Source organism: Corallococcus sp. AB011P (genome assembly GCF_003611605.1).
In the GTDB taxonomy this organism is placed as follows: Bacteria; Myxococcota; Myxococcia; order Myxococcales; family Myxococcaceae; genus Corallococcus; species Corallococcus coralloides.
Genome location: NZ_RAVX01000042.1, coordinates 1 through 20,486, shown reverse-complemented (window position 1 = coordinate 20,486; position 20,486 = coordinate 1). Strand labels below are relative to the sequence as shown.

At 70.2% G+C, this 20,486-nt stretch carries 18 protein-coding genes; 12 read left to right on the top strand and 6 right to left on the bottom strand.

What is annotated here, in order from left to right; translation table 11 throughout:
- Positions 1 to 97: 97 nt before the first annotated feature.
- Positions 98 to 562 (bottom strand): hypothetical protein, encoded by a 465-nt coding sequence (locus tag D7X30_RS40895; RefSeq protein ID WP_199724702.1) that lies wholly within the window; start codon positions 560 to 562, stop codon positions 98 to 100.
- Between the two features lie 29 nt (positions 563 to 591).
- Positions 592 to 960, bottom strand: coding sequence for a hypothetical protein (locus tag D7X30_RS40890; RefSeq protein ID WP_147443441.1), 369 nt, complete (start codon positions 958 to 960; stop codon positions 592 to 594).
- 105 nt (positions 961 to 1,065) lie between these two features.
- Here D7X30_RS40890 and D7X30_RS40885 point away from each other — a divergent pair, with 105 nt between their 5' ends.
- Together D7X30_RS40885 and D7X30_RS40880 are read left to right on the top strand one after the other, a co-directional pair.
- Positions 1,066 to 1,638 carry a dihydrofolate reductase family protein gene (locus D7X30_RS40885; protein ID WP_120568399.1) on the top strand — a complete coding sequence of 191 codons (573 nt, stop codon included), beginning with the start codon at positions 1,066 to 1,068 and terminating at the stop codon, positions 1,636 to 1,638.
- 210 nt (positions 1,639 to 1,848) lie between these two features.
- Positions 1,849 to 3,450 (top strand): PAS domain-containing sensor histidine kinase, encoded by a 1,602-nt coding sequence (locus D7X30_RS40880; protein ID WP_120568398.1) that lies wholly within the window; start codon positions 1,849 to 1,851, stop codon positions 3,448 to 3,450.
- Here D7X30_RS40880 and D7X30_RS40875 read toward each other — a convergent pair.
- Positions 3,416 to 4,954, bottom strand: a complete 1,539-nt coding sequence (locus D7X30_RS40875; protein WP_120568397.1) for a GspE/PulE family protein — start codon at positions 4,952 to 4,954, stop codon at positions 3,416 to 3,418. The two genes, D7X30_RS40880 and D7X30_RS40875, sit on opposite strands and share 35 nt — an antisense overlap.
- Positions 4,955 to 5,043: 89 nt before the next feature.
- Here D7X30_RS40875 and D7X30_RS40870 point away from each other — a divergent pair, with 89 nt between their 5' ends.
- The 7 genes from D7X30_RS40870 to D7X30_RS40840 all read left to right on the top strand — a co-directional run bounded on the left by D7X30_RS40870 (position 5,044) and on the right by D7X30_RS40840 (position 14,754).
- The gene (locus D7X30_RS40870; protein ID WP_199724700.1) at positions 5,044 to 5,205 is read left to right on the top strand and encodes a hypothetical protein; all 162 of its coding nucleotides are present in this window, start codon (positions 5,044 to 5,046) and stop codon (positions 5,203 to 5,205) included.
- Entirely contained in the window at positions 5,202 to 8,156 is a 2,955-nt protein-coding gene (locus D7X30_RS40865) for an ATP-binding protein (protein ID WP_120568395.1), read from the top strand. The genes D7X30_RS40870 and D7X30_RS40865 overlap by 4 nt, the downstream gene beginning before the upstream one ends.
- Positions 8,153 to 9,538 (top strand): sigma-54 dependent transcriptional regulator, encoded by a 1,386-nt coding sequence (locus D7X30_RS40860; protein ID WP_120568394.1) that lies wholly within the window; start codon positions 8,153 to 8,155, stop codon positions 9,536 to 9,538. Before D7X30_RS40865 ends, D7X30_RS40860 begins: the two co-directional genes overlap by 4 nt.
- Positions 9,539 to 9,715: 177 nt before the next feature.
- The gene (locus D7X30_RS40855) at positions 9,716 to 10,819 is read left to right on the top strand and encodes a porin (protein WP_120568393.1); all 1,104 of its coding nucleotides are present in this window, start codon (positions 9,716 to 9,718) and stop codon (positions 10,817 to 10,819) included.
- 11 nt (positions 10,820 to 10,830) lie between these two features.
- Positions 10,831 to 12,795, top strand: coding sequence for an acetate--CoA ligase (gene acs / locus D7X30_RS40850; RefSeq protein WP_120568392.1), 1,965 nt, complete (start codon positions 10,831 to 10,833; stop codon positions 12,793 to 12,795).
- Between the two features lie 44 nt (positions 12,796 to 12,839).
- Positions 12,840 to 13,118 (top strand): DUF485 domain-containing protein, encoded by a 279-nt coding sequence (locus tag D7X30_RS40845; protein WP_120568391.1) that lies wholly within the window; start codon positions 12,840 to 12,842, stop codon positions 13,116 to 13,118.
- Between the two features lie 10 nt (positions 13,119 to 13,128).
- A complete protein-coding gene (locus tag D7X30_RS40840) occupies positions 13,129 to 14,754 on the top strand; it encodes a sodium/solute symporter (RefSeq protein ID WP_120568390.1) in 1,626 nt (541 codons plus the stop codon).
- A gap of 102 nt (positions 14,755 to 14,856) precedes the next feature.
- On the opposite strand, the gene D7X30_RS40835 is transcribed toward D7X30_RS40840, so the two are convergent.
- The gene (locus D7X30_RS40835; RefSeq protein ID WP_120568389.1) at positions 14,857 to 15,969 is read right to left on the bottom strand and encodes an alpha/beta fold hydrolase; all 1,113 of its coding nucleotides are present in this window, start codon (positions 15,967 to 15,969) and stop codon (positions 14,857 to 14,859) included.
- Positions 15,970 to 16,014: 45 nt separating this feature from the next.
- On the bottom strand, positions 16,015 to 16,779 hold the full coding sequence (locus D7X30_RS40830; protein WP_120568388.1) for a hypothetical protein: 765 nt from the start codon (positions 16,777 to 16,779) through the stop codon (positions 16,015 to 16,017).
- Positions 16,780 to 16,920: 141 nt separating this feature from the next.
- Between D7X30_RS40830 and D7X30_RS40825 the strand changes: the two genes are divergently transcribed.
- The 3 genes from D7X30_RS40825 (at position 16,921) to D7X30_RS40815 (ending at position 20,043) form a co-directional block, all read left to right on the top strand.
- A complete protein-coding gene (locus tag D7X30_RS40825) occupies positions 16,921 to 17,775 on the top strand; it encodes an ion transporter (RefSeq protein ID WP_120568387.1) in 855 nt (284 codons plus the stop codon).
- Positions 17,776 to 17,796: 21 nt separating this feature from the next.
- A complete protein-coding gene (locus D7X30_RS40820; protein ID WP_120568386.1) occupies positions 17,797 to 19,374 on the top strand; it encodes an N-6 DNA methylase in 1,578 nt (525 codons plus the stop codon).
- A gap of 111 nt (positions 19,375 to 19,485) precedes the next feature.
- On the top strand, positions 19,486 to 20,043 hold the full coding sequence (locus tag D7X30_RS40815; RefSeq protein WP_199724699.1) for a superoxide dismutase family protein: 558 nt from the start codon (positions 19,486 to 19,488) through the stop codon (positions 20,041 to 20,043).
- Between the two features lie 28 nt (positions 20,044 to 20,071).
- On the opposite strand, the gene D7X30_RS40810 is transcribed toward D7X30_RS40815, so the two are convergent.
- On the bottom strand, positions 20,072 to 20,296 hold the full coding sequence (locus D7X30_RS40810) for a hypothetical protein (protein WP_120568385.1): 225 nt from the start codon (positions 20,294 to 20,296) through the stop codon (positions 20,072 to 20,074).
- Positions 20,297 to 20,486 lie beyond the last annotated feature (190 nt).

Here is a 20,486-nt window from a genome sequence, read left to right as displayed (position 1 = left end):
TGACCCCCGCCATCGAGCGCCGCATCAAAGCCGCTCTTACACATGGAGCGAGCCGCCAAAGGACGAGGCAACATCATCGTCGTCGCAGCCACTCCCGCTAACACAGGTGTTTTGATGACAGTTCCGGTGCGACCAGCATCACCATCGCGGTGCCAATCATCGCCGTGACCATGGTCCGCAGCGCGGCGGGGTCCATCAGGTCCTCCACCGCGTCCGCCACGCCTTCCCAAACCGTATCGAGCGCGAAGGAGAGCGCCATCGTCCGCCGCGCCATCGGCTCCAGGGGGAAGTCATTCCCCAGGCGGAGCGCCTGCCGGCCTCGAACGCCATCGACGATGCCTCCCGCCGACGCGAGCAGGGAGCGCCGGCCGTCATCCCGGACCGCGACAACCAGCTTCAGTTCAAGCACGAGCTGCGTGACCGCGTTCCTGAACGCCTCTTCATCAATCCGGACCGGCTTCGTTTCCACCGGCGTATAGGCGATGGGCCTGCCCCGCCCCGTGTCGAGGTTCACCACGCGCGTCGTCGCGCAGCCTGCCGTCAGCCACAGCAGCACGGCCATTGCCCAGAGCTTCATGTGCCCTCCACGGCTCACGGATCCGACGAAACGACCCGCTCCGGCTCCAGCACCTCCCGCGTCCGAGCCCCACGCTCGATGTAGCCCGCACCGCCTCTCAGCTCGCGTCCGTCCTCCAACACGGCGATGAGGCGGTACGACGACTCACCTCGGACGGGATAGCTCAGGGCCACCGTGTCCCCCTTGCCCATCGCGCGGTAGATGACCTGCCCGCGGTCGTGCTCGATGCGCACCTCGCGCACGTCCTGGCCGGTGCGGTTCTCCACGCGCACCTCGATCCCCGCTCGCGCGGGCCCCGTGTCGTGCAGCCACAGCGCGACCCCGGTGATGAGCGTCAGGACCGAACCCAGCACCACTCCTCCCAGCACCCATAGGAATCTCATGGCACTCCCTCATCTGTGATTGCCGTGCAGGCAACCAACGCCGCCGTTCTAACAGGTGCGTCCGCATACCCGTGCTAAGCCCAGGCTTCAGGAGGAAGCACGCCCATGCGGAAACTGACCTATTACGTCGCCAGCTCGCTCGACGGCTTCATCGCCTCGCCCACCGGTGCATACGACTACTTCAGCACGGAGCCGGAGTACCTGGACGCCATCGCCGCCGAGTATCCGGAGACGCTCCCCGGCGGCTACCGCGCCTTCAAGGGCATCACCGGCCCGGGCAAGCACTTCGACACCGTGCTGGAGGGCCGCAACACCTATCAGGTCGGTCTGGACGCGGGCGTCACCAACGCGTACCCGCACCTCGAACACTACGTCTTCTCCCGCACCCTCACGAAGAGCCCCGACCCCGCCGTCAACCTCTCCAGCACGCCGCTCGCCACCGTGCGCGAACTGAAGGCGCGCGACGGCCTGGGCATCTGGCTGTGCGGCGGCGGCGCGCTCGCGGCCGAGCTGCTTCCCGAAATCGATGCGTTCATCATCAAGGTCAGCCCCGTCATCGTCGGCCAGGGCATCCGCCTCGTCGAAGCGGGCTTCGCGCCCCACCGCCTGCGCCACACGGGCACGCGCACGCTCGACTGTGGCGTCGTCTTCCTGAGCTACGACCACCGCAAGCCCTAGCCGGGCCGGCCGCGCGTCACGCAGGCACCCGGCCCACGCATTGGACCTGGGGCCAATGCGGCCCCCCCGAGAACCGGCGAGTTCTCCACGCAGGGTGTGAGCTTCCGCCCTGCTCGGAAGCCCGGTCAGCCGGCAGGGTTGGGTGGTGGATGGATCCACCTTGTCGTTCCTCCCCGAAGTCCCCGTACCCTGCGTTACGCTGGACCGTCTATGAGGAGTCCCCTGGACGACAGTCAGCCCCCCTCGTCCGCCAGCGGTGGCGACATCGCCTACGCGACCCCCCACGCGGCTCGCGACATGGGCGCGCAGCTGGGCCTGTTCATCGACAGCGTGAAGGACTACGCCATCCTGACGCTGGATCCAGCGGGCGACATCATGAGCTGGAACACCGGCGCCGAGCGCATCAAGGGCTACCGGTCCGAGGAGATCCTCGGCCAGCACTTCAGCCGCTTCTACCCGCCCGAGGACATCGCCCGCGGCAAGCCCCAGCAGGACCTGGAGATCGTCAACCGCGAGGGCCGCTTCGAGGAAGAGGGCTGGCGCGTCCGCAAGGACCACAGCCTCTTCTGGGCCAACGTCGTCATCACCGCGATGCGCGACGCCCAGGGCCAGCTCGTGGGCTACGGCCAGGTGACGCGCGACTTCACCGAGCGCAAGCTCGCCCAGGAGCAGCTGCTGCAGAGCGAGGAGCGCTTCCGCCTGCTCGTCGAGCACATCCAGGACTACGCCATCTACATGCTGGACCCCGATGGCCGCGTCACCACCTGGAACGCCGGCGCCGAGCGCTTCAAGCAGTACAAGGCCGAGGAGATCATCGGCCAGCACTTCAGCCGCTTCTTCCCCCCGGAGGACGTGGCCCGGGGCAAGCCCTGGTACGCCCTCCAGGTGGCCGCCAGCGAAGGGCACTTCGAGGAGGAGGCGTGGCGCGTCCGCAAGGACGGCAGCCTCTTCTGGGCCAGCGTCGTCATCACCGCGCTGCACGACCCGGCAGGCAAGCTCCGGGGCTTCGCCAAGGTGACGCGCGACATCACCCAGCGCAAGCAGAACCAGGAGCGGCGCGAGCTGGAGATGCTCCGCGACGCCGTGCGCGCCCGCGACGAGTTCCTCTCCGTCGCCTCGCACGAGCTGAAGACGCCGCTCACCCCGCTCCAGCTCAAGCTCACGGCCCTGCTGCGCACCGTGGAGAACAACCCTTCCGCCACCCTGCCCGTGGAGCGCATCGCCCGCGACCTGGAGGTGGCCCGCCGCCAGGTGCGCAAGCTGTCGGACCTCATCGAGGACCTGCTGGACGTGTCGCGCATCAGCATGGGCCAGCTGCGCTTGGACCGGGCGCCCATGGACCTGACCTCGCTCGCGCGGGACGTGGTGACCCGCTACGCGCCCCAGTCCGCGCAGGTGGGGTGCACCGTCACGATGGAGGCCACCACGCCCATCAGGGGCCACTGGGACCGGGCCCGGATGGATCAGGTCATCACCAACCTGCTCACCAACGCGCTCAAGTACGGCGCGGGCAAGCCCATCCACGTCCGCGTGCGCATGGACTCCGGGCTGGCCGTGCTGAGCGTGAAGGATGAGGGCATCGGCATCCCGCTCGAGGACCAGCCGCGCGTCTTCGAGCGCTTCGTGCGCGCCGTCTCCGAGCGCAACTACGGCGGGCTGGGGCTGGGCCTCTTCATCACCCAGCAGATCATCGAGGCCCACGGCGGCATCGTCCAGGTGCGCAGCATCCTCGGCGCGGGCTCGACCTTCACCGTGATGCTGCCCCCGGGGCCGGACGTCAGCCCGGCGTCTGGCGTTCCTCCCGAGCCGTGAGGATGTAACGGTAGGGCACCACGCGCGTCAGCTCGTGCAGCGTGGTGACCCCGGCCGCCACCTTCGCCAGCGCGTCCTCCACCAGCGTGCGGAAGCCCCGCGCCCGGGCGTGCCGGCGCAGCTGGACGCCCGGCACCCCGGTGGCGATGAGCAGTTGCAGCTCCGGGTCCACCACCAGCAGCTCGAAGAGGCCCACGCGCCCCTTGAAGCCGGTGTGACGGCACGCCTCGCAGCCGTGCCCCGCCCGGGGCTGCACGCCGTCCAGGAGCGGCCCCAGCAGCGCCAGCTGATCCGCCGTCGGCGTGGTGGGCGCGGAGCACTCCAGACAGATGCGCCGCACCAGCCGCTGCGCCAGCACCGCGAGCAGCGCCTCCGCGATGTCGCCGTCCTCCAGCTTCAAACCGCGCAGGCGGCTCACCGCGCCAATGGCATCCGCAGTGTGCAGCGTGCCCAGCACCACGTGCCCCGTGGACGCCGCCATCAGCGCGGTGCTGCCCGTCTCCAGGTCTCGAATCTCTCCCACGAGCATCACGTTGGGGTCCTGCCGCAGGAGCGCGCGCAACAGCGTCAGGTGCGGCATCTGCGGCGACACCTGCTTCTGGTTCACCTTGGGGACCACGTATTCAATCGGGTCCTCCGCGGTGATGATCTTCTTGCGCCCGTCGTTGAGCCGCGCCAGCGCCGCGTACAACGTCGTCGTCTTCCCGCTGCCCGTGGGGCCCGTCACCAGCACCAGCCCCTCCGGGTTGCCGAGCAGCCGCAGCACCGTGGCCTGCAGCTCCGGAGTCATCCCCAACTTCTCCACCGGCACCAGGCCCAGCGTGGCATCGAGCAGGCGGATGACCATGTCCTCGCCCGCGGGCGAGGGCACCACGCTCACGCGGAAGTCCACGAACTTCCGCCCGGCCTCCCCTTGGTAGAGCGCCCGCAGGCGGCCGTCCTGGGGCCGCCGCTTCTCCGCGATGTCCAGCCCCGCCATCACCTTGATGCGGCTCACCACCTCCGGCAGCGAGTCCGGGGAGATGTCCGTGTACGACTGGTGGAGGATGCCGTCGACGCGGTAGCGCAGGTCCACGTCGTCCGTGTAGCTCTCCAGGTGGATGTCGGACGCGTTCTGCGTCACCGCCACCGCGAGCACGTGGTTCACCAGCTCCACCGCCGTGGGCCGTGGGGACAGCTCCGTGCCCGCCTTCAGCACCACGTCCACCGACGCGTGCTCCCCCGCGCCGAAGCCCACCTCCAATGCCGAGTCGATTTCGTAGCGGTTGAGCCGCACCGGGCGCACCGGCCGGCGCAGGAAGTCCGCGATGCGGCAGCGCACGGACTCATCCTCCGGGTCCAGCATCGCCACCGTCACGGCCTCCGTGTCGTGGGCCGCGTTCACCTTGCCCATCACCGCGACGCCCAGGCGGCGGCAGAAGGACTCGGGGAGCAGGCGCAGCGATTCACGGTCCAGCGTGAACTGGGGCAGTTCGGAGAACGGGGGAACATCCGGGGGAGCCATGGCCCGCCGGCTTATCACGGTGCCCCTGGCGGCCTGACAGGGCTGCTATCCTCCCCGGAATGTCGCGGCCCCCCGCGGACCCTCCCGCCATGCCGTCGCTGCTGGTGTTCGCCGTGGCGGTGCTGCTGTTCGGCTCGCCGCTGCGCCGGCTGTGGCTGGCTGAAGGGGCTCCCGCTTCGCTTCCCTTCATCGTGTGGCTGGGCGTCATCGCCCTGGGCGGGTGGGTGGCGCACCGGAGCCTGCGCCCATGACGCTGGGGCCAGGCCCGCTCGTCGTCGCCTCCGTGGCCTACCTGGGCGTGCTGTTCCTGGTGGCCTACGCGGCGGAGAAGGGCCGCATCTCCCCGCGCATCACGCAGCACCCGCTGACGTACGCGCTGGCCCTGGGCGTGTACGCCACGTCCTGGTCCTACTTCGGCAGCGTGGGCTACGCGGCCCGCCATGGCTTCCGCTACCTGGGCATCTACCTGGGCCTCACGCTCGCGTGCCTGCTCGCCCCCGTGTTGTGGCGTCCGCTGCTGCGGCTGACGCGCGAGCTGCAGCTCACCTCGCTCGCGGACCTGCTCGCCTTCCGCTACCCCGGCCAGGTGACGGGCACGGCGGTGACGCTGTTCGCGCTGGCCGGCAGCCTGCCCTACCTGGCGCTCCAGATTCGCGCCGTCGTGGAGTCCGCGCGCCTCTTGAGCCCCGCGGCGGCCCCAGCGCTGGTGGGGCCCGGCTTCTGCGGCGTGCTCATCGTCTTCTCGCTCCTCTTCGGTGCCCGCCACCCTGCCCCGCGCGAGCGGCATGAAGGGCTGATGCTGGCCATCGCCTTCGAGTCCGGCGTGAAGCTGCTGGCGCTGCTCATCGTCGCGGGCTGGTGCGTGGTGTCCGTCTTCGGCGGCCTGGGCGGGCTCAATGACTGGCTCACCCGCCACCCCGAAGCGGTGGAGGCCCTCCAGCGGCCCGCGCGCGACGCGTCCTGGGCGCCGCTGCTGGTGCTCTCCACCATCGCCGCGTTCCTCACGCCCCGGCAGTTCCACGTGGCCTTCACGGAAGCGCCCGAGCGCGACGGGCTGGCCACCGTCGCGTGGGCCTTCCCGCTGTTGATGCTGCTCATCAACGCGGCGGTGCCCGTGCTGCTGTGGTCCGGCGAGGCGCTGGGTCTGCCCTGGCCCGCGGACTTCCACGTCCTCTCCGTGCCCATCACGAAGGGCGCCCCGCTGCTGGCGCTCATCGCCTTCCTGGGCGGCGTGTCCGCGGCGAGCGCCATGGTCATCGTCACCACGCTCGCGCTCGCGCCCATGTGCCTGACGCACCTGGTGCTGCCGCTGGGCACCACGCGCGGACGGGACGACCTCTACGGGTGGTTGTTGTGGGCCCGGCGCGTGCTCATCGCCGTCATCATCCTCGCGGGCTACGGCTTCTACCGGCTGCTGAACGCGCGGGCGACGGGGCTGGTGGACCTGGGGCTCGTGTCCTTCGTGGCCACCGCGCAGTTCGCGCCGGGCGTGCTGGGGCTCTTGATGTGGCCCAAGGCCACGCGCGCGGGGCTGCTCGCGGGGCTGCTGGCGGGCGGTGCGACGTGGGCCCTCACGCTCCTGGCCCCGCTGTGGGAGCCGCCGTCACTGGTGGCCTGGACCAACCAGGTCTCCGTGAACCTGGGCTTCAGCGCGGAGGAACCCTGGGGCTTCGCCACCTTCACCTCGCTGGCCCTCAACTCCCTGTGTTTCGTGGCGGTGTCGCTCGTCACGCGCCAGTCGGTGGAGGAGAAGGAGGCCGCGCGGGTGTGCACGCGCGAGGCGCCGGGGCTCGCGAAGGGCAGCGTGGCGGCCAGCTCCCCCGACGAGTTCCGCCGGCAGCTGGAGCCCGTGCTGGGCGCGCAGGTGGCCGCGGCGGAGGTGGACCGCGCGCGCGAGGCGCTGGAGATGTCCCCCGACGAGCGCCGGCCCGCGGAGCTGCGCCGCCTGCGCGACGGCGTGGAGCGCAACCTCTCCGGCCTCATCGGTCCGGTGCTGGCGCGGCTCGCGGTGGGCGAAGCGCTGCGGCTGGACCCCGGCGCACGCACGGCCCTGGCGGATCAACTGCGCTTCGTGGAGGAGCGGCTGCGCGACGCGCGCGACATGCGCGGCCCGTTGCGCGAGCTGGAGGTCGTGCGCCGCTACCTCTACCGCATCCTGGAGGACCTGCCCCTGGGCGTGTGCGCCATGGGTCCTGACGGCGAGGTCGTCATCTGGAACGCCGCGCTGGAGGCGCTGTCGGGCGTGCCCATGGACTCCGCACGGGGCGTGCCGCTCGCGCGCCTGCCGGAGCCCTGGGGGCCGCTGTTCGCGGAGCTCGCGCGTGCCCCTGGCGGCGACAACGAGGTGCGCGTGACCGTGGGCGGAAAGCAGCGCTTGCTGCGTCTGCACCGCTCGCGGCTGGCGCCTTCGGACGACACCAGCGGCGGGGAGACGGGCATCACCTTCCTGGTGGAGGACTGGACGGAGCGCAAGGCGGTGGACGCGCGGCTCGCGCACCAGGACCGGCTCGCGTCGCTGGGCCGGGTGGCCGCGGGCGTGGCGCATGAGATTGGCAACCCGCTCACCGCCATCGCCAGCATCAGCCAGAACCTCAAGTATGAATTGGAGGACCCGGAGGCCGTGCGCGAGCGCGTGGGGCTCATCCTCCAGCAGTGCCGCCGCATCGACACCATCGTCCGGGCGCTGGTGGGCTTCGGGCACTCGGGCACGGTCGGCGGCGAGTCCCGGCCCTTCACGCGCGTGGCGGTGGGCCCGCTGCTCGCGGAGGCCGCGCAGCTGGCCCGGCTGTCTCGCAAGGCGCGCGACGTGGCGTGCACGCACCAGAGCCCGGACGGGCTGGAGGTGCGCGGCGACGCGCAGCGGCTGGAGCAGGTGCTGGTGAACCTCTTGACCAACGCCATCGACGCGTCGCCCGCGGGCTCGCGCGTGGACCTGTTGGCGGAAGCCTCGGGAGACCAGGTGCGCATCCAGGTGGAGGACCGGGGACACGGCATCGTCCCGGAGCTGTCGCAACGCATCTTCGAGCCGTTCTTCACCACCAAGCAGCCCGGCGAAGGCACCGGCCTGGGCCTCACATTGGTGGAGGGCATCGTGCGCGAGCACGGCGGCACGCTGCGCATCGAGGCCCGCCAGGACGGCGGCACCCGCGTGACGCTGAGCCTGCCTCGCGCTGACGTATTGAAGCAGGAGGCCTCCGCTTGAGCCGCATCCTGGTCATCGAGGACGAACCCATCATCCGCACGGAGCTGCGACGGCTGCTCACCCGCGCGGGCCATGACGTGGCGGAAGCGGGCGCCGTGCCGGAAGCTGCGGCCGAGCACACGCTGGACGCCTTCGACCTGGTCATCTCCGACTTGCGCCTGCCCGGGCCGCCGGGCACGGACATCATCGCGCTGTGTCCGGGCGTGCCGGTGCTCATCATGACCAGCTTCGCCACGGTGAAGTCCGCCGTGGACGCGATGAAGCTGGGCGCGGTGGACTACATCGCGAAGCCCTTCGACCACGACGAGCTGCTGCTCCAGGTGGAGCGCGTGCTGCGCGAGGGCCGCCTCACCCGCCAGAACGCCGCCCTCAAGCGCGAGGTGGAGCAGACCTGGTCCCCCGGCGGCATGGTGGGCAACTCCCCCGCCATGCGCGACGTGTTCGAGCGCGTGCGCAAGGTGGCCCCCTCCGCCGCCACCGTGCTGGTGCTGGGCGAGTCCGGCACCGGCAAGGAGCTGGTGGCCCGCGCCGTCCACGCGCAGAGCCCACGCGCGGAAGGCCCCCTCATCGCGGTCAACTGCGCCGCCATCCCCGAGGGCCTGCTGGAGAGCGAGCTGTTCGGCCACGAGAAGGGCGCCTTCACCGGCGCGCAGGCCGCGCACGCTGGACTTGTAGAGGCCGCGCACGGCGGCACGCTCTTCCTGGATGAGATTGGGGAGCTGCCCGCGCCCGCGCAGGCGCGCCTGTTGCGCATGCTCCAGGACGGCGAGGTGCGGCGGGTGGGCGCCACGCGCTCGCGCAAGGTGGACGTGCGCATCCTCGCGGCCACGCACCGCGACCTGCCCCGCCGCGTGCAGGAGGGGCTGTTCCGCCAGGACCTCTACTTCCGCCTGCGCGTCGTGGAGATCCGCCTGCCACCCCTGCGCGAACGCGGCGAGGATGTTCCCGCGCTGGCCAGGCACCTGCTGGAGCGGGCCAGCCGCCGGATGGGACGCCCGCCCGCGTCGCTGTCCCCGGACGCGCTCGCGGCCATCGCGCAGCACCCGTGGCCGGGCAACGTGCGCGAGCTGGAGAACGCCATCGAACGCGCGGTCATCCTCGCGGACGGGCCGCTCATCACCGCCGACCTGCTGGCGCTGGAGCCGCCGGGCGGACCGAGCACGGACGGCAGCCCGCCCGTGCTGGAGGAGACGGACTTCCCAACCGTCCCGGCGAGCGAGGATCCACGCTCGCCGGACTCCATGGAGGAGTACTTCCGCCGCTTCGTGATGGAGCACCAGGACCGCATGGGCGAGACGGAGCTGGCGCGCCGGCTGGGCATCAGCCGCAAGACGCTCTGGGAGAAGCGCCAGCGGCTGGGCATCCCGCGCACCCGCGCCTGAAGCTCCGGCGCGTCACCCGAGCCCCCGGGCCGGTGTTACGACGCAGTGCACGAATCGTTACGGGGGGTAACGCCCTGTCACCTTCCGCCACATCCTGACGCGGCGAGCCAACCTCCAAGGTCCTGAAACCCGGAGCGCGCCCGGGTGGAACGGGCGTTGCTCAGGGGATGGGGACCCATGCGCCCCGTCCTCCATCTCCTGCCGCGGTTTCTGGTGCTCACGGCCCTGCTGACCGCGCTGCCGGCGGCGGCGGGCAAGATTCAAATCACCGAGGACGCGGTCCTCAACGTGGACGTGCTGCTGCATCCGCAGATGCAGCTCGTCAAGGACGGCGCGCCCACGGGCGGCGTGGGCACGGACTTCTTCCTGCGCCGCGTGCGGCTGCTCGTCTTCGGGTCCATCACGAAGAAGCTGTCGTTCTTCATCGACACGGACCAGCCGACCTTCGGCAAGAACGGCGACTACAACGTCGCCTTCTACATCCAGGACGCCACGGTCGCGTACGAGTTCGCCGACAAGACGTGGGTGGAGGCGGGCTTCATCCTCGCGCCGCTGTCGCACCACGCGCTGCAGGGCGCCATCGCGCTCCAGACGGTGGACTACCACTCCGACCTCATCCGCTACCCGCCAGGCGTGGGCAAGGTGTGGCGCGACATGGGCGTGCAGGTGCGCGGCTTCGCGGGCCCCTGGACGTACCGCGCCGCCATCCTCAACGGCGTGGAGGGCGCGAAGCTGGAGAACGGCCAGACGGTCAACGCGGACGACCTGCCGCGCGTCGTGGGCCACGCCCGCTACAACGTCTGGGGCCACGAGTACGACCAGTTCCTGCGCGGCATCTACTTCACGGACCAGCCCATGCTGTCGTTTGGCGTGGGCGGGGACTACCAGTACGGCGCCATCGCCACCGCCTCCGGCATCCACTCCGCGGTGGCCATGGCGGCGGACGTGTTCCTGGACATCCCCATCGGCGACAACCAGGAGTTCGTCTTCCAGAGCAACGTCTTCTCCTGGCAGCAGGGCTTCGACAACGTGCGCAGCGGCACCGGCTTCTTCGTGGAGCTGGGCTACCGCATCGGCATCGTCGAGCCCGTCTTCAGCAGCGAGTACTTCAACGGGCGCGTGCCGTCGACGGACCTGCTCACGTTCAAGCCCGGCCTCAACCTCTGGTTCCAGAAGCACACCTTCAACCTGAAGACGGAGGTGGCCGTGTCGCGCGTGGGAGACATCGCCCATACGACCACGGGCATCACCGGCACCGCCCAGCTCCAGCTCTTCTACTGAGGACTCCCCCCATGGCCACCGACACGGACTCGCTCTTCCAGCCGAAGGAAGCCTTCCGCCGTACCGCGCACGTGAAGAGCCTGGAGGAGTACCAGCGCCTCTACCGTCAGAGCCTGGATGCCCCGGACGCCTTCTGGGGCGAACAGGCCCGGCAGCTCACCTGGTTCCACCCGCCGGAGTCCATCCGCGAGGTGAACGAACAGGCCGCGGACTTCGCCTGGTTCGTGGGCGGCAAGCTCAACGTCACCGTCAACTGTGTGGACCGCCACGCGAAGGCGCGCCCGGACAAGGCCGCCATCCTCTGGGCGAAGAACACGCCCGGCGAGTACGAGACCATCACCTTCCGCGACCTCGCGCACCACGTGAACCGCCTGGCCAACGTGCTCAAGGCGCACGGCGTGCGGAAGGGCGACCGCGTCATCGTCTACCTGCCCATGATTCCGGAGCTGGTGTACTCGCTGCTGGCGTGCGCGCGCATCGGCGCGGTGCACTCGGTGGTGTTCGCGGGCTTCTCCGCGGACTCGCTGCGCGAGCGCGTGCTGGACTCCGGCGCGAAGGTCGTCATCACCGCCAACGAAGGCCCGCGCGGCCCCAAGAGCGTGGCCACCAAGGCCATCACCGACGAGGCTCTGGAGGGTCTGTCCCAGGTGGCGTCCGTACTCGTCGCGCGCCGCACGCCCAAGGAAGTGCCCATGCGCGAGGGGCGCGACCACTGGCTGGACGTGGAGGTGCGGAAGCACCGCGGCGTCTGCCCCGCGGAGTGGATGGACGCGGAGGATCCGCTCTTCATCCTCTACACCTCCGGCTCCACCGGGAAGCCCAAGGGCGTGCTGCACACGACGGGCGGATACCTCGTCTACGCGAACACCACGTTCCGCTACATCTTCGACACGCAGCCGGACGACGTGCACTTCTGCACCGCGGACGTGGGCTGGGTGACGGGCCACTCGTATCTCGTGTACGGCCCGCTCTCCACCGGCACCACCACGGTCCTCTTCGAGTCCACGCCGACGTGGCCGGACGCGAGCCGCCTCTGGCAGGTGGTGGACGACCTGAAGGCCACCACGCTCTACACCGCGCCCACCGCGCTGCGCTCGCTCATCAAGGAGGGCGACAGCTTCGTCACGAAGTCGTCCCGCAAGTCGCTGCGCCTGTTGGGCAGCGTGGGCGAGCCCATCAACCCGGAGGTCTGGCGCTGGTTCCACGACGTGGTGGGCGAGGGCCGCTGCCCCGTGGTGGACACCTGGTGGCAGACGGAGACGGGCGGCATCCTCATCGCGCCGCTACCGGGCGCGACGCCCTGCAAGCCCGGCAGCGCCACCCTGCCCTTCTTCGGCGTGGAGCCGGTGCTGGTGGATGAAGAGGGCCGCAAGCTGGAGGGCAACGGCGTCAGCGGCAACCTGTGCCTCGCGCGCTCGTGGCCGGGCCAGGCGCGCACGCTGTACGGCCACCACTCGCGCTTCGTGGAGACGTACTACGCGCGCTTCCTGCCGCTGTACTTCACCGGCGACGGCTGCCGCCGCGACGAGGACGGCTACTACTGGATCACCGGCCGCGTGGACGACGTGCTCAACGTGTCCGGCCACCGCCTGGGCACCGCGGAGGTGGAGAGCGCGCTCGTCGCCCACGAGGCCGTCGCCGAGGCCGCCGTGGTGGGCTTCCCGCATGACTTGAAGGGCACGGGCGTGTGCGCCTTCGTCACGGTGAAGCCGGACTTCCTGCGCACCCCGGACGAGAAGATGGTGGGCAGCTTGCGCGAGCAGGTGCGGCACGTGATTGGCCCCATCGCCACGCCGGACCGGGTGGTGCTGGTGTCGGGCCTGCCCAAGACGCGCTCCGGGAAGATTCTGCGCCGCATGCTCCGCAAGATCGCCGGCGGCGAGACGGAGAACCTGGGCGACGCGAGCACGCTCGCGGACCCCACCGTGCTGGATGAGCTGCTCACCAAGGGCCTGCCTCCCGCCCCGCGCCGCTGAAGTCCCCTCGCGGTCCCTTTCACGCTTCGCAAGGAGGAACACCGATGTACGGCAATTCCAAGGACGAGGCGTTGAAGGCGCTCGCCGCGCGGCGCTGGCGCGTGGCCGGCGCGCTGACGGTGGCGATGCTGGTGGTCTACCTGGGCTTCATCCTGCTGGTGGCCTTCAACCGGCCGCTGATGGGTCACCAGTTCGTGCCGGGGCTGTCCGTCGGCATCGTGCTGGGGGCGCTCACCATCCTCTGCGCCTGGGTGCTGACGGGCGTCTACATGAGCTGGGCCAACCGCAAGTACGACAGCGCCCTCGACGAACTGCGCCGCTGAAAGGCCACCCATGAATCCCACGACCACGGGCACGCAGATTGGCCAGCCCAACACCACGGCCATCGTCTTCTTCCTCCTCTTCGTCAGCATCACGCTGGCCATCACCTGGTGGGCGGCACGCAAGACGAAGACGACGTCGGAGTTCTTCGCCGCCGGTGGCGGCATCAGCGCGGGGCAGAACGGCTTCGCGCTGGCGGGCGACTTCATGAGCGCCGCCAGCTTCCTGGGCATCGCGGGGCTCGTGGCCACGTCCGGCTTCGACGGGCTCATCTACTCCGTGGGCTGGCTGGTGGGCTGGCCCGTGGTGACCTTCCTCATCGCGGAGCCCCTGCGCAACCTGGGCAAGTACACCTTCGCGGACGTGGTGGCCTACCGCCTGAAGCAGACCCCGGTGCGGCTGTCCGCCGCGGTGGGCACGCTCACCGTCGTCGTCTTCTATCTGATTGCCCAGATGGTGGGCGCGGGCAACCTCATCCGCCTGCTGTTCGGCCTCTCCTATGAGACGGCCGTCGTCATCGTGGGCGCGGTGATGATCCTCTACGTGTTGTTCGGCGGGATGATCGCCACCACGTGGGTGCAGATCGTGAAGGCGGTGCTGCTGCTGGGCGGCGCGACGGCGCTGGCCATCTCGGTGCTGTGGCAGTTCGGCTTCAGCCCCGCGGCGCTCTTCAGCGAGGCGGTGAACCGCTACGGGCCGGAGGCGCTGGCGCCGGGCAAGCTGGTGTCCAACCCGCTGGAGACCATCTCCCTGGGCCTGGCGCTGATGTTCGGCACGGCGGGCCTGCCGCACATCCTGATGCGCTTCTACACGGTGCCCAACGCGAAGGCGGCGCGCACGAGCGTCTTCTACGCCACGGGCCTCATCGGCTTCTTCTACCTGGTGACGTTCATCCTGGGCTTCGGCGCGTCCGTGCTGGTGGGCCGTCAGGCCATCGTGAGCGTGGACAAGGGCGGCAACATGGCGGCGCCCATGCTGGCGGAGGTGGTGGGCGGCACGGGATTCCTGGGCTTCATCTCCGCGGTGTCCTTCGCCACCATCCTCGCGGTGGTGGCGGGCCTGACGCTGTCGGGCGCGGCGGCGCTGTCCCACGACCTGTGGTCCAGCGTGGTGCGCAAGGGACACGCGCCGGAGGCGGAGCAGCTCAAGGTGGCGCGCATCGCCAGCCTCGCGCTGGGCATCCTGGCCATCATCCTGGGCGTCGTCTTCAAGAACCAGAACGTGGCCTTCATGGTGGGACTGGCGTTCGCCATCGCGGCGAGCGCGAACTTCCCCGCGCTGCTGCTGTCCATGCTGTGGAGGGGCTTCACCACCAAGGGCGCGGTGGCCAGCATGCTCACCGGGTCCATCAGCGCGGTGCTGCTCATCTTCCTGTCGCCCACGGTGCAGGTGGAGCTGTTGGGCAACGCGTCCGCCCTCTTCCCGCTGAAGAACCCGGGCATCGTCACCATCCCGCTGTCCTTCATCGTCGGCTGGGTGGTGTCAGTGCTGGCGCCGGAGGCGGAGGCGTCCGCGCGGTTCGCGGAGGTGGAGCACCGCATGCACGTGGGCGCGGCGGTGACGCCCCCGGTGACGGTGCCCACGGGCGTGGCGGGCACGGTACCCCCCGGCATCCCGGAGGCACCCCAGAAAGTTTGAAAGCTGCTCGGCGGTCCTTCACGGCTTCTTCCTCGACGTGAAGGACAGGGCGGAACCCGGGAGTTTCCAAAGGGGCTCGGGTTCCGCCTTTCTTTTTCGTGATTACTTCCCGCGCGTGAGCGGGAGCACGTCGTTCACCAGGTGCACGAGCACCTTGCCGGGCTCCTCCTCGTGCACCATGTGCGCGGAGTCCTCGAACCAGACGAGCTTCTTGGACGGGGCCTGGACGGTGGGGTACCAGGCTTCCAGCAGCTGCGCGGACGTGGTGCGGTCATGCCGGCCGTGGAAGAAGACGACGGGCACGGCAAAGCGGTGGGCCTTCGTGAGGTTCAGCTGGGTGATGGGTCCCCAGAACGCCGCGAGGCTCAGGTCCAGGCCCTCGTCGCGCGCCTGCATGTCCTTGTCGGTGACGTCCGGGCTGTAGCGCCAGACCTGTGCGCCGTGCCAGTCCGGCGCGCGCCAGCCGTGGCTCTCATAGTGCGTGCGCCAGCGGCGCTCCTTGTGCAGATTGGCCAGCGTGCGCGCGGGGTCCTTGGGGTCCGGGAACGGGGCGATGGACTCCAGGTCCGCGACGGCCTTCGCGTTGCCGTCCGCCTTCGCCGCGGCGAGCGTGGCCTCGTAGCCCAGGACTTCGTTCTTCGGCACGTCCACCCCCTGCCCGATGCCCACGTACACGTCGAACCAGTCCGGGTGCTTCTGCGCGAGCCGCACGCCCAGCACCGTGCCCCAGCTGTGGCCCACGAGCACGATGCGCTTCTTGCCGTACGTCTTGCGCAGGTACGCGACGACCTCCTCCGCGTCCGCGACCATGCGGTCCACCGTCATGGTGGGGCGCACCTTGTCCGGCGGGTTGAGGGCGTACGTCTTGCCCGCGCCGCGCTGATCCCAGTGGGCGACGGTGAAATATTCCTCCCATTCGCCCTGGTAGAAGTACGCGGTGGGCAGCGCGGTGAAGCCCGGCCCGCCGTGCAGGAAGAGCAGCAGCGGGTTGTCCTTGTGGCGCCCGCGCACCGAAATCCACTGGTCGATGCCTCCGATGCGCACGGCCTCCGCCTTCTCGATGCCATCCGTGAGCACGCTGCGGCGGGCTTCGCGCATGACCTCCTGCGGCGTGGGCGGCGCTTTCTGCGCGGCGGCCGGGAGGGCCGTGAGCGACAGGCCCAGGCCGAACAGGGAGAGGGAGACGCGCTTCGAGGTGCCGTTCAGGGTCCGCATGTCCCTTGAACGGACGACCCCTACCACCCATTGCCTGGACGTGGGTCAGGGACGGGTGCGCAGCGATTCCTGGAGCGACCGCAGCGGCCCCTGGTCCACGCGGATGCGTCCTCGCGTGGGGAGATCCAGGTCCAGGAGGGTGAACATCACGGCGGTCAGGATGACCACGAACAGGGCCCAGGAGAGGACCCCGCGCACGCGCGCCTCCGGCCGGTAGCCCAGGAGCACGCCGGAGCCGAACATCCCGATGAGCAGCAGGGCGAGGATGGTGGGCGGGATGAGGTTGTGGGCCGCCGACAGGCGCTCGTCGGCGACGTCGAACACGTCATTCATCGCCTGGGTGACGAGGATGAGCACGGGGGCCTCCATCTGGGGCGCCAGCGCCTCCAGCCGCGCCCAGAGCTCCGACTGGAGCGACTCCGACTCCTGGAGCAGCTTCGCGAAGGCGGCTGGCTCATTCGCGACTTCGTGCCCCTCCAGGCGAAGGTCGGTGTAGCGGCGCAGCCAGGCGCGCGTCTCGCCGCGCGAGGGCTCGGGAAGGAAGCCGAGGCGCAGATAGAGCGTGCCGATGGCGTTCGCCTCCTTCACCACGAGGGCGCGGCGCAGCGAGTACCGGTCCGCGGCCATGGAGAAGGAGAAGGCCAGCAGGAGCGCCACCAGCCCGAGCACCGACGCCTGGAGCGCCGACACGTCGCCGAGCTCCGGCCTCCGGTGACTGAGCCGGTAGCCGGCCTCCAGGCTCAGGAAGAGCAGGCCCATCACCATCAGGGCGAGCGGCCGCACGGGGATGACGTCGAGGATTTCCATCATGCGCCGGAGCCGCTCCGCGCCATGGACAGGGCGGACGGGAACGTCAGGCCGGGAACCGGCCCTGGCAACGCGGCCGCCGGTCCAGGGCACTGGGACGCTGTTGAACGTTCCCAAGGGGATTGCGCCTAAGCTGCGCGGCCTGTGGACCGTCCCTCCGAACAGAGCCCCCCGAGCGGCTTCCGCGCCCGCCTGCACACGATCATCTTCGAAGCGGACACCCCGGCGGGGAAGGCGTTCGACATCGCCCTGCTCTGGGCCATCGTGTTCAGCGTGGCGGCGGTGATGCTGGAGAGCGTCGCGCAGGTGCGCGCGGAGCATGCCCACGCGCTACACGTGGCCGAATGGGTCTTCACGGTGCTGTTCGCACTGGAGTACGTGCTGCGGCTCATCGCGGTGCGCCAACCGCTGCACTACGCGCGCAGCTTCTTCGGCATCGTGGACCTGATGGCGCTGTTGCCGTCGTTCCTGAGCGTGCTGTTCCCGGGCGCGCAGACACTGCTGGTCATCCGCGTGCTGCGCCTGTTGCGCGTCTTCCGCATCCTCAAGCTGGGGCACCTGCTGGGTCAGGCGGAGGTGCTGCTCACGGCGCTGCGCGCGAGCCGCCCGAAGATCATCGTCTTCCTGGGCACGGTCTTGAGCATCGACGTCATCATGGGCGCCGTCATGTACATGGTGGAGGGTGAGGAGCACGGCTTCGACAGCATCCCCCGCTCCATGTACTGGGCCATCGTGACGATGACGACGGTGGGCTTCGGGGACATCACGCCCAAGACGGTGACGGGGCAGTTCCTCGCGTCCATCCTGATGGTGATGGGCTACGGCATCATCGCGGTGCCCACGGGCATCGTGTCGGTGGAGCTCGCCGCCGCTACGCGTCAGCCGCTGAATACCCAGGCGTGTCCGGGCTGTGGCGCACAGGGTCATGACCTGGATGCGCGCTTTTGCAAACGCTGCGGCACGGCATTGGACTGGGCCCCCTCGCGGACCACCGGGTGAATCTGTCTAGGATGGCCCGGCATGGCCCGCGCCATCGACACGCCCGAGCTGGACGAGGAACGGCTGGTCCACCAGTTCCCCGACATCAACCGCAAGGCGGTGGGCGCGTTCTACACGCCCGCGCCCATCGTGGAGCGCACGCTCGCGCTGGCGCTGTCACACCTTGGGGCCGGGCCGCTCACGGTGGTGGATCCGGCCTGTGGCGCGGGGGCCTTCCTCGCCGCCGCCGCGCGGCACCGTCCGGACGCGAGGCTGTGCGGCCTGGAGCTGGATGCCGGCGTCGCGCGCCTGTGCCAGGCCCGAGTGCCGGGCGCGGACGTGCGCGTGGGGGACGCGCTCCGGGGTGGGCTGGAGCCGCTGCTCGCGGAGACGCCGGAGGGGCACGCTGAGTTGTGGGTGGGCAACCCGCCCTACAACGGCACGTCCGCGGTGCTGAAGGACGCGGCCTGCTACGCGCGGCTGCGCGCCCTGGTGCCTCTGGAGATGCCGCCGGGCACGAGCCTCCGGGACGACTTCGCGTTCTTCCTCCTCGTCGCCATGAAACGGCTGACGGCCCGGCCGGGAGTGCTGGCCTTCATCACGCCCGCGAGCCTGCTGGAGTCGTTCATCTACGCGCCGCTGCGCCACGCATTGTTGCAAGCGCTCCACCTGCGCGAGGTGGTGGACCTGGGCCCGGGCATCTTCACGGGCACGCAGGTGCGCACGTGCATCACGGTGTGGACGTCGCGCTCCAACGCGGACGCCTCTCCGCCCCGCTACGAGCACAAGGGCGTGGGCCAGTGCTTCACACCCGAGGCGCCCGAGTGGCGGCTCTCCCCCATCGCGCGGGAGGCCGCCGCGCTGGACGCGGACTGGAGGGCCCGGGGCGAGCTGCTCACCACGCTCATCCCGGTGAGCCTACCCGGGGTGAAGACGCGCTTCGACGAGCTGCTGGTGGACGCGGACCGGGAGCGGATGCTCGCGCGCCTCCGGGCCTTCTGCTCCGCGACACAGGACACGCTGGAGGACTTCGCGCGGGAGCACGGATTGGAGCCCGCGCTGCTGCCCAAGCTGCGCGCGCTGAAGCAGGGGCCAGCGCTGGAGGTGGACACAAGCCACGTGCGCCCGTTCTTCCGCTACGGCGGCGCGAGGCACCGGGGCGCCGTGCCTCCGGAAGCAAAGGCGTTCTGCTACCTGGACCGGCGGCTGATTCCCCGGGGAGACCACCGGCTGCGCGGTCCGTATGATCCGCACGAGGAGGCGGTGAAGCTCCTGTTCAACGTGCGCGAGCTGCCCCTGTCCGCGGCGCTGCTGGAGGAGCCCGGCTGCGTGCACGACCACCGCCACGCGCGGTTCGCGCCGCTGTACGTGCCCCAGCGCGTGCGGGACGAAGGCCTGGGCATCACCCGAGGCGCCAGGTCCCGCGAGTCCCTGGGCCCGCTGGTGCCGAACCTGTCACCCCGCGGCATCGCCTGGGCGGAAGGACTGGGAGGGCCGGAGGCGGCGTTCCGCGCGGTGATGCGCTTCCTGAACGGGACGCAGGTGCAGCGTGTATGGGCGCCCGCGTTCGGAGCGTCCCGGGTGGTGCCGGTGCCGCTGGAGGGCCCGCTGCCGGAGTGATGACTCCCCATCACCGGACGCATGCGGGAGTGGACATTCCCCTGCGAAGGACGCGGCGGGTGGGTAGTGTCCAGCGCCGCTGCATTACCCATTCCAGGAGTCTTTGAAACCATGACGATTCGTCCCCTGCTTGTCGCTGCCGCGCTGTTCACCACGCCCGCCCTGGCCCAGGACGCCGGGACGCCGGCCCCCGCGGACGCGGGCGCGAAGCCCGCCATCAAGAAGGGCGAGACGGTGAAGGCGACGCTGAAGGACGCCCAGGGCAAGGACGTGGGCGAGGTGACGATGGAGCAGGCCCCCAAGGGCGTGCTGGTGAAGGGCACGCTGATGAACCTGCCCGCGGGCGAGCACGCCTTCCACATCCACGAGACGGGCAAGTGCGAGGCGCCCGAGTTCAAGACGGCGGGCGGCCACTTCAACCCGACGAAGAAGCAGCACGGCGCACTGTCGCCCAAGGGCCAGCACGCCGGTGACCTGCCGAACCTCTACGTCCCCCAGGACGGCAAGGTGCAGTTCGACGTCTTCCTCGCCGACCTCAAGCTGAAGTCGCTGCTCGACAAGGACGGCTCCGCCGTCATGGTCCACGCCAAGCTGGACGACTACCGCACCGACCCGACCGGCGACGCCGGTGGCCGCATCGCCTGCGGCGTGGTGGAGAAGGCGGAGTAGTCACTGCATCACGGCCGGGGCCTGCTCATCAGGCATCGGCCCGCACCACCTCGCCATGGGCCATGGCTTGAGGCAGCCCCGTGCGGACCAGGACGGGAGGACTGACCGCGCCGCCTTCCGCGTCAGTCATCGCCTGGAGCCACCAGGAAACCATCATGGTGAAGGTCAGGGGCTGGATGTCCCGGGGCCCACTCCCGACGCGCTCGTAGTAGGGCCCCAGGATGTGCGTGGCATCGAGCACCCACGTGGGCATGCCCCGCCCCTTCACCTGGGATGGCTCCCAGCCATAGAGCAAGTCCGGAGTGATCAGCAGGAAGGTAACCGTCCGGCCAACGACGTGCCGTGAGGGATTGCCGGGGTAGCGGCGCGCAGCGGACGCTTCCGGGCATGGCGAAGCAGGTGGAGAAGCCGGAGTGGGCGCGCGTCGCGGAAGCCTTCGAGGC

Bases quoted from the DNA above. Each gene is read 5' to 3' on its own strand.
- D7X30_RS40895 (WP_199724702.1), bottom strand. From the start codon at position 562: ATGGCCGTGCTGCTGTGGCTGACGGCAGGCTGCGCGACGACGCGCGTG.
- D7X30_RS40890 (WP_147443441.1), bottom strand. From the start codon at position 960: ATGAGATTCCTATGGGTGCTGGGAGGAGTGGTGCTGGGTTCGGTCCTG.
- D7X30_RS40885 (WP_120568399.1), top strand. From the start codon at position 1,066: ATGCGGAAACTGACCTATTACGTCGCCAGCTCGCTCGACGGCTTCATC.
- D7X30_RS40880 (WP_120568398.1), top strand. From the start codon at position 1,849: ATGAGGAGTCCCCTGGACGACAGTCAGCCCCCCTCGTCCGCCAGCGGT.
- D7X30_RS40875 (WP_120568397.1), bottom strand. From the start codon at position 4,954: ATGGCTCCCCCGGATGTTCCCCCGTTCTCCGAACTGCCCCAGTTCACG.
- D7X30_RS40870 (WP_199724700.1), top strand. From the start codon at position 5,044: ATGCCGTCGCTGCTGGTGTTCGCCGTGGCGGTGCTGCTGTTCGGCTCG.
- D7X30_RS40865 (WP_120568395.1), top strand. From the start codon at position 5,202: ATGACGCTGGGGCCAGGCCCGCTCGTCGTCGCCTCCGTGGCCTACCTG.
- D7X30_RS40855 (WP_120568393.1), top strand. From the start codon at position 9,716: ATGCGCCCCGTCCTCCATCTCCTGCCGCGGTTTCTGGTGCTCACGGCC.
- acs (WP_120568392.1), top strand. From the start codon at position 10,831: ATGGCCACCGACACGGACTCGCTCTTCCAGCCGAAGGAAGCCTTCCGC.
- D7X30_RS40845 (WP_120568391.1), top strand. From the start codon at position 12,840: ATGTACGGCAATTCCAAGGACGAGGCGTTGAAGGCGCTCGCCGCGCGG.
- D7X30_RS40840 (WP_120568390.1), top strand. From the start codon at position 13,129: ATGAATCCCACGACCACGGGCACGCAGATTGGCCAGCCCAACACCACG.
- D7X30_RS40835 (WP_120568389.1), bottom strand. From the start codon at position 15,969: ATGCGGACCCTGAACGGCACCTCGAAGCGCGTCTCCCTCTCCCTGTTC.
- D7X30_RS40830 (WP_120568388.1), bottom strand. From the start codon at position 16,779: ATGATGGAAATCCTCGACGTCATCCCCGTGCGGCCGCTCGCCCTGATG.
- D7X30_RS40820 (WP_120568386.1), top strand. From the start codon at position 17,797: ATGGCCCGCGCCATCGACACGCCCGAGCTGGACGAGGAACGGCTGGTC.
- D7X30_RS40815 (WP_199724699.1), top strand. From the start codon at position 19,486: ATGACGATTCGTCCCCTGCTTGTCGCTGCCGCGCTGTTCACCACGCCC.
- D7X30_RS40810 (WP_120568385.1), bottom strand. From the start codon at position 20,296: ATGCCCACGTGGGTGCTCGATGCCACGCACATCCTGGGGCCCTACTAC.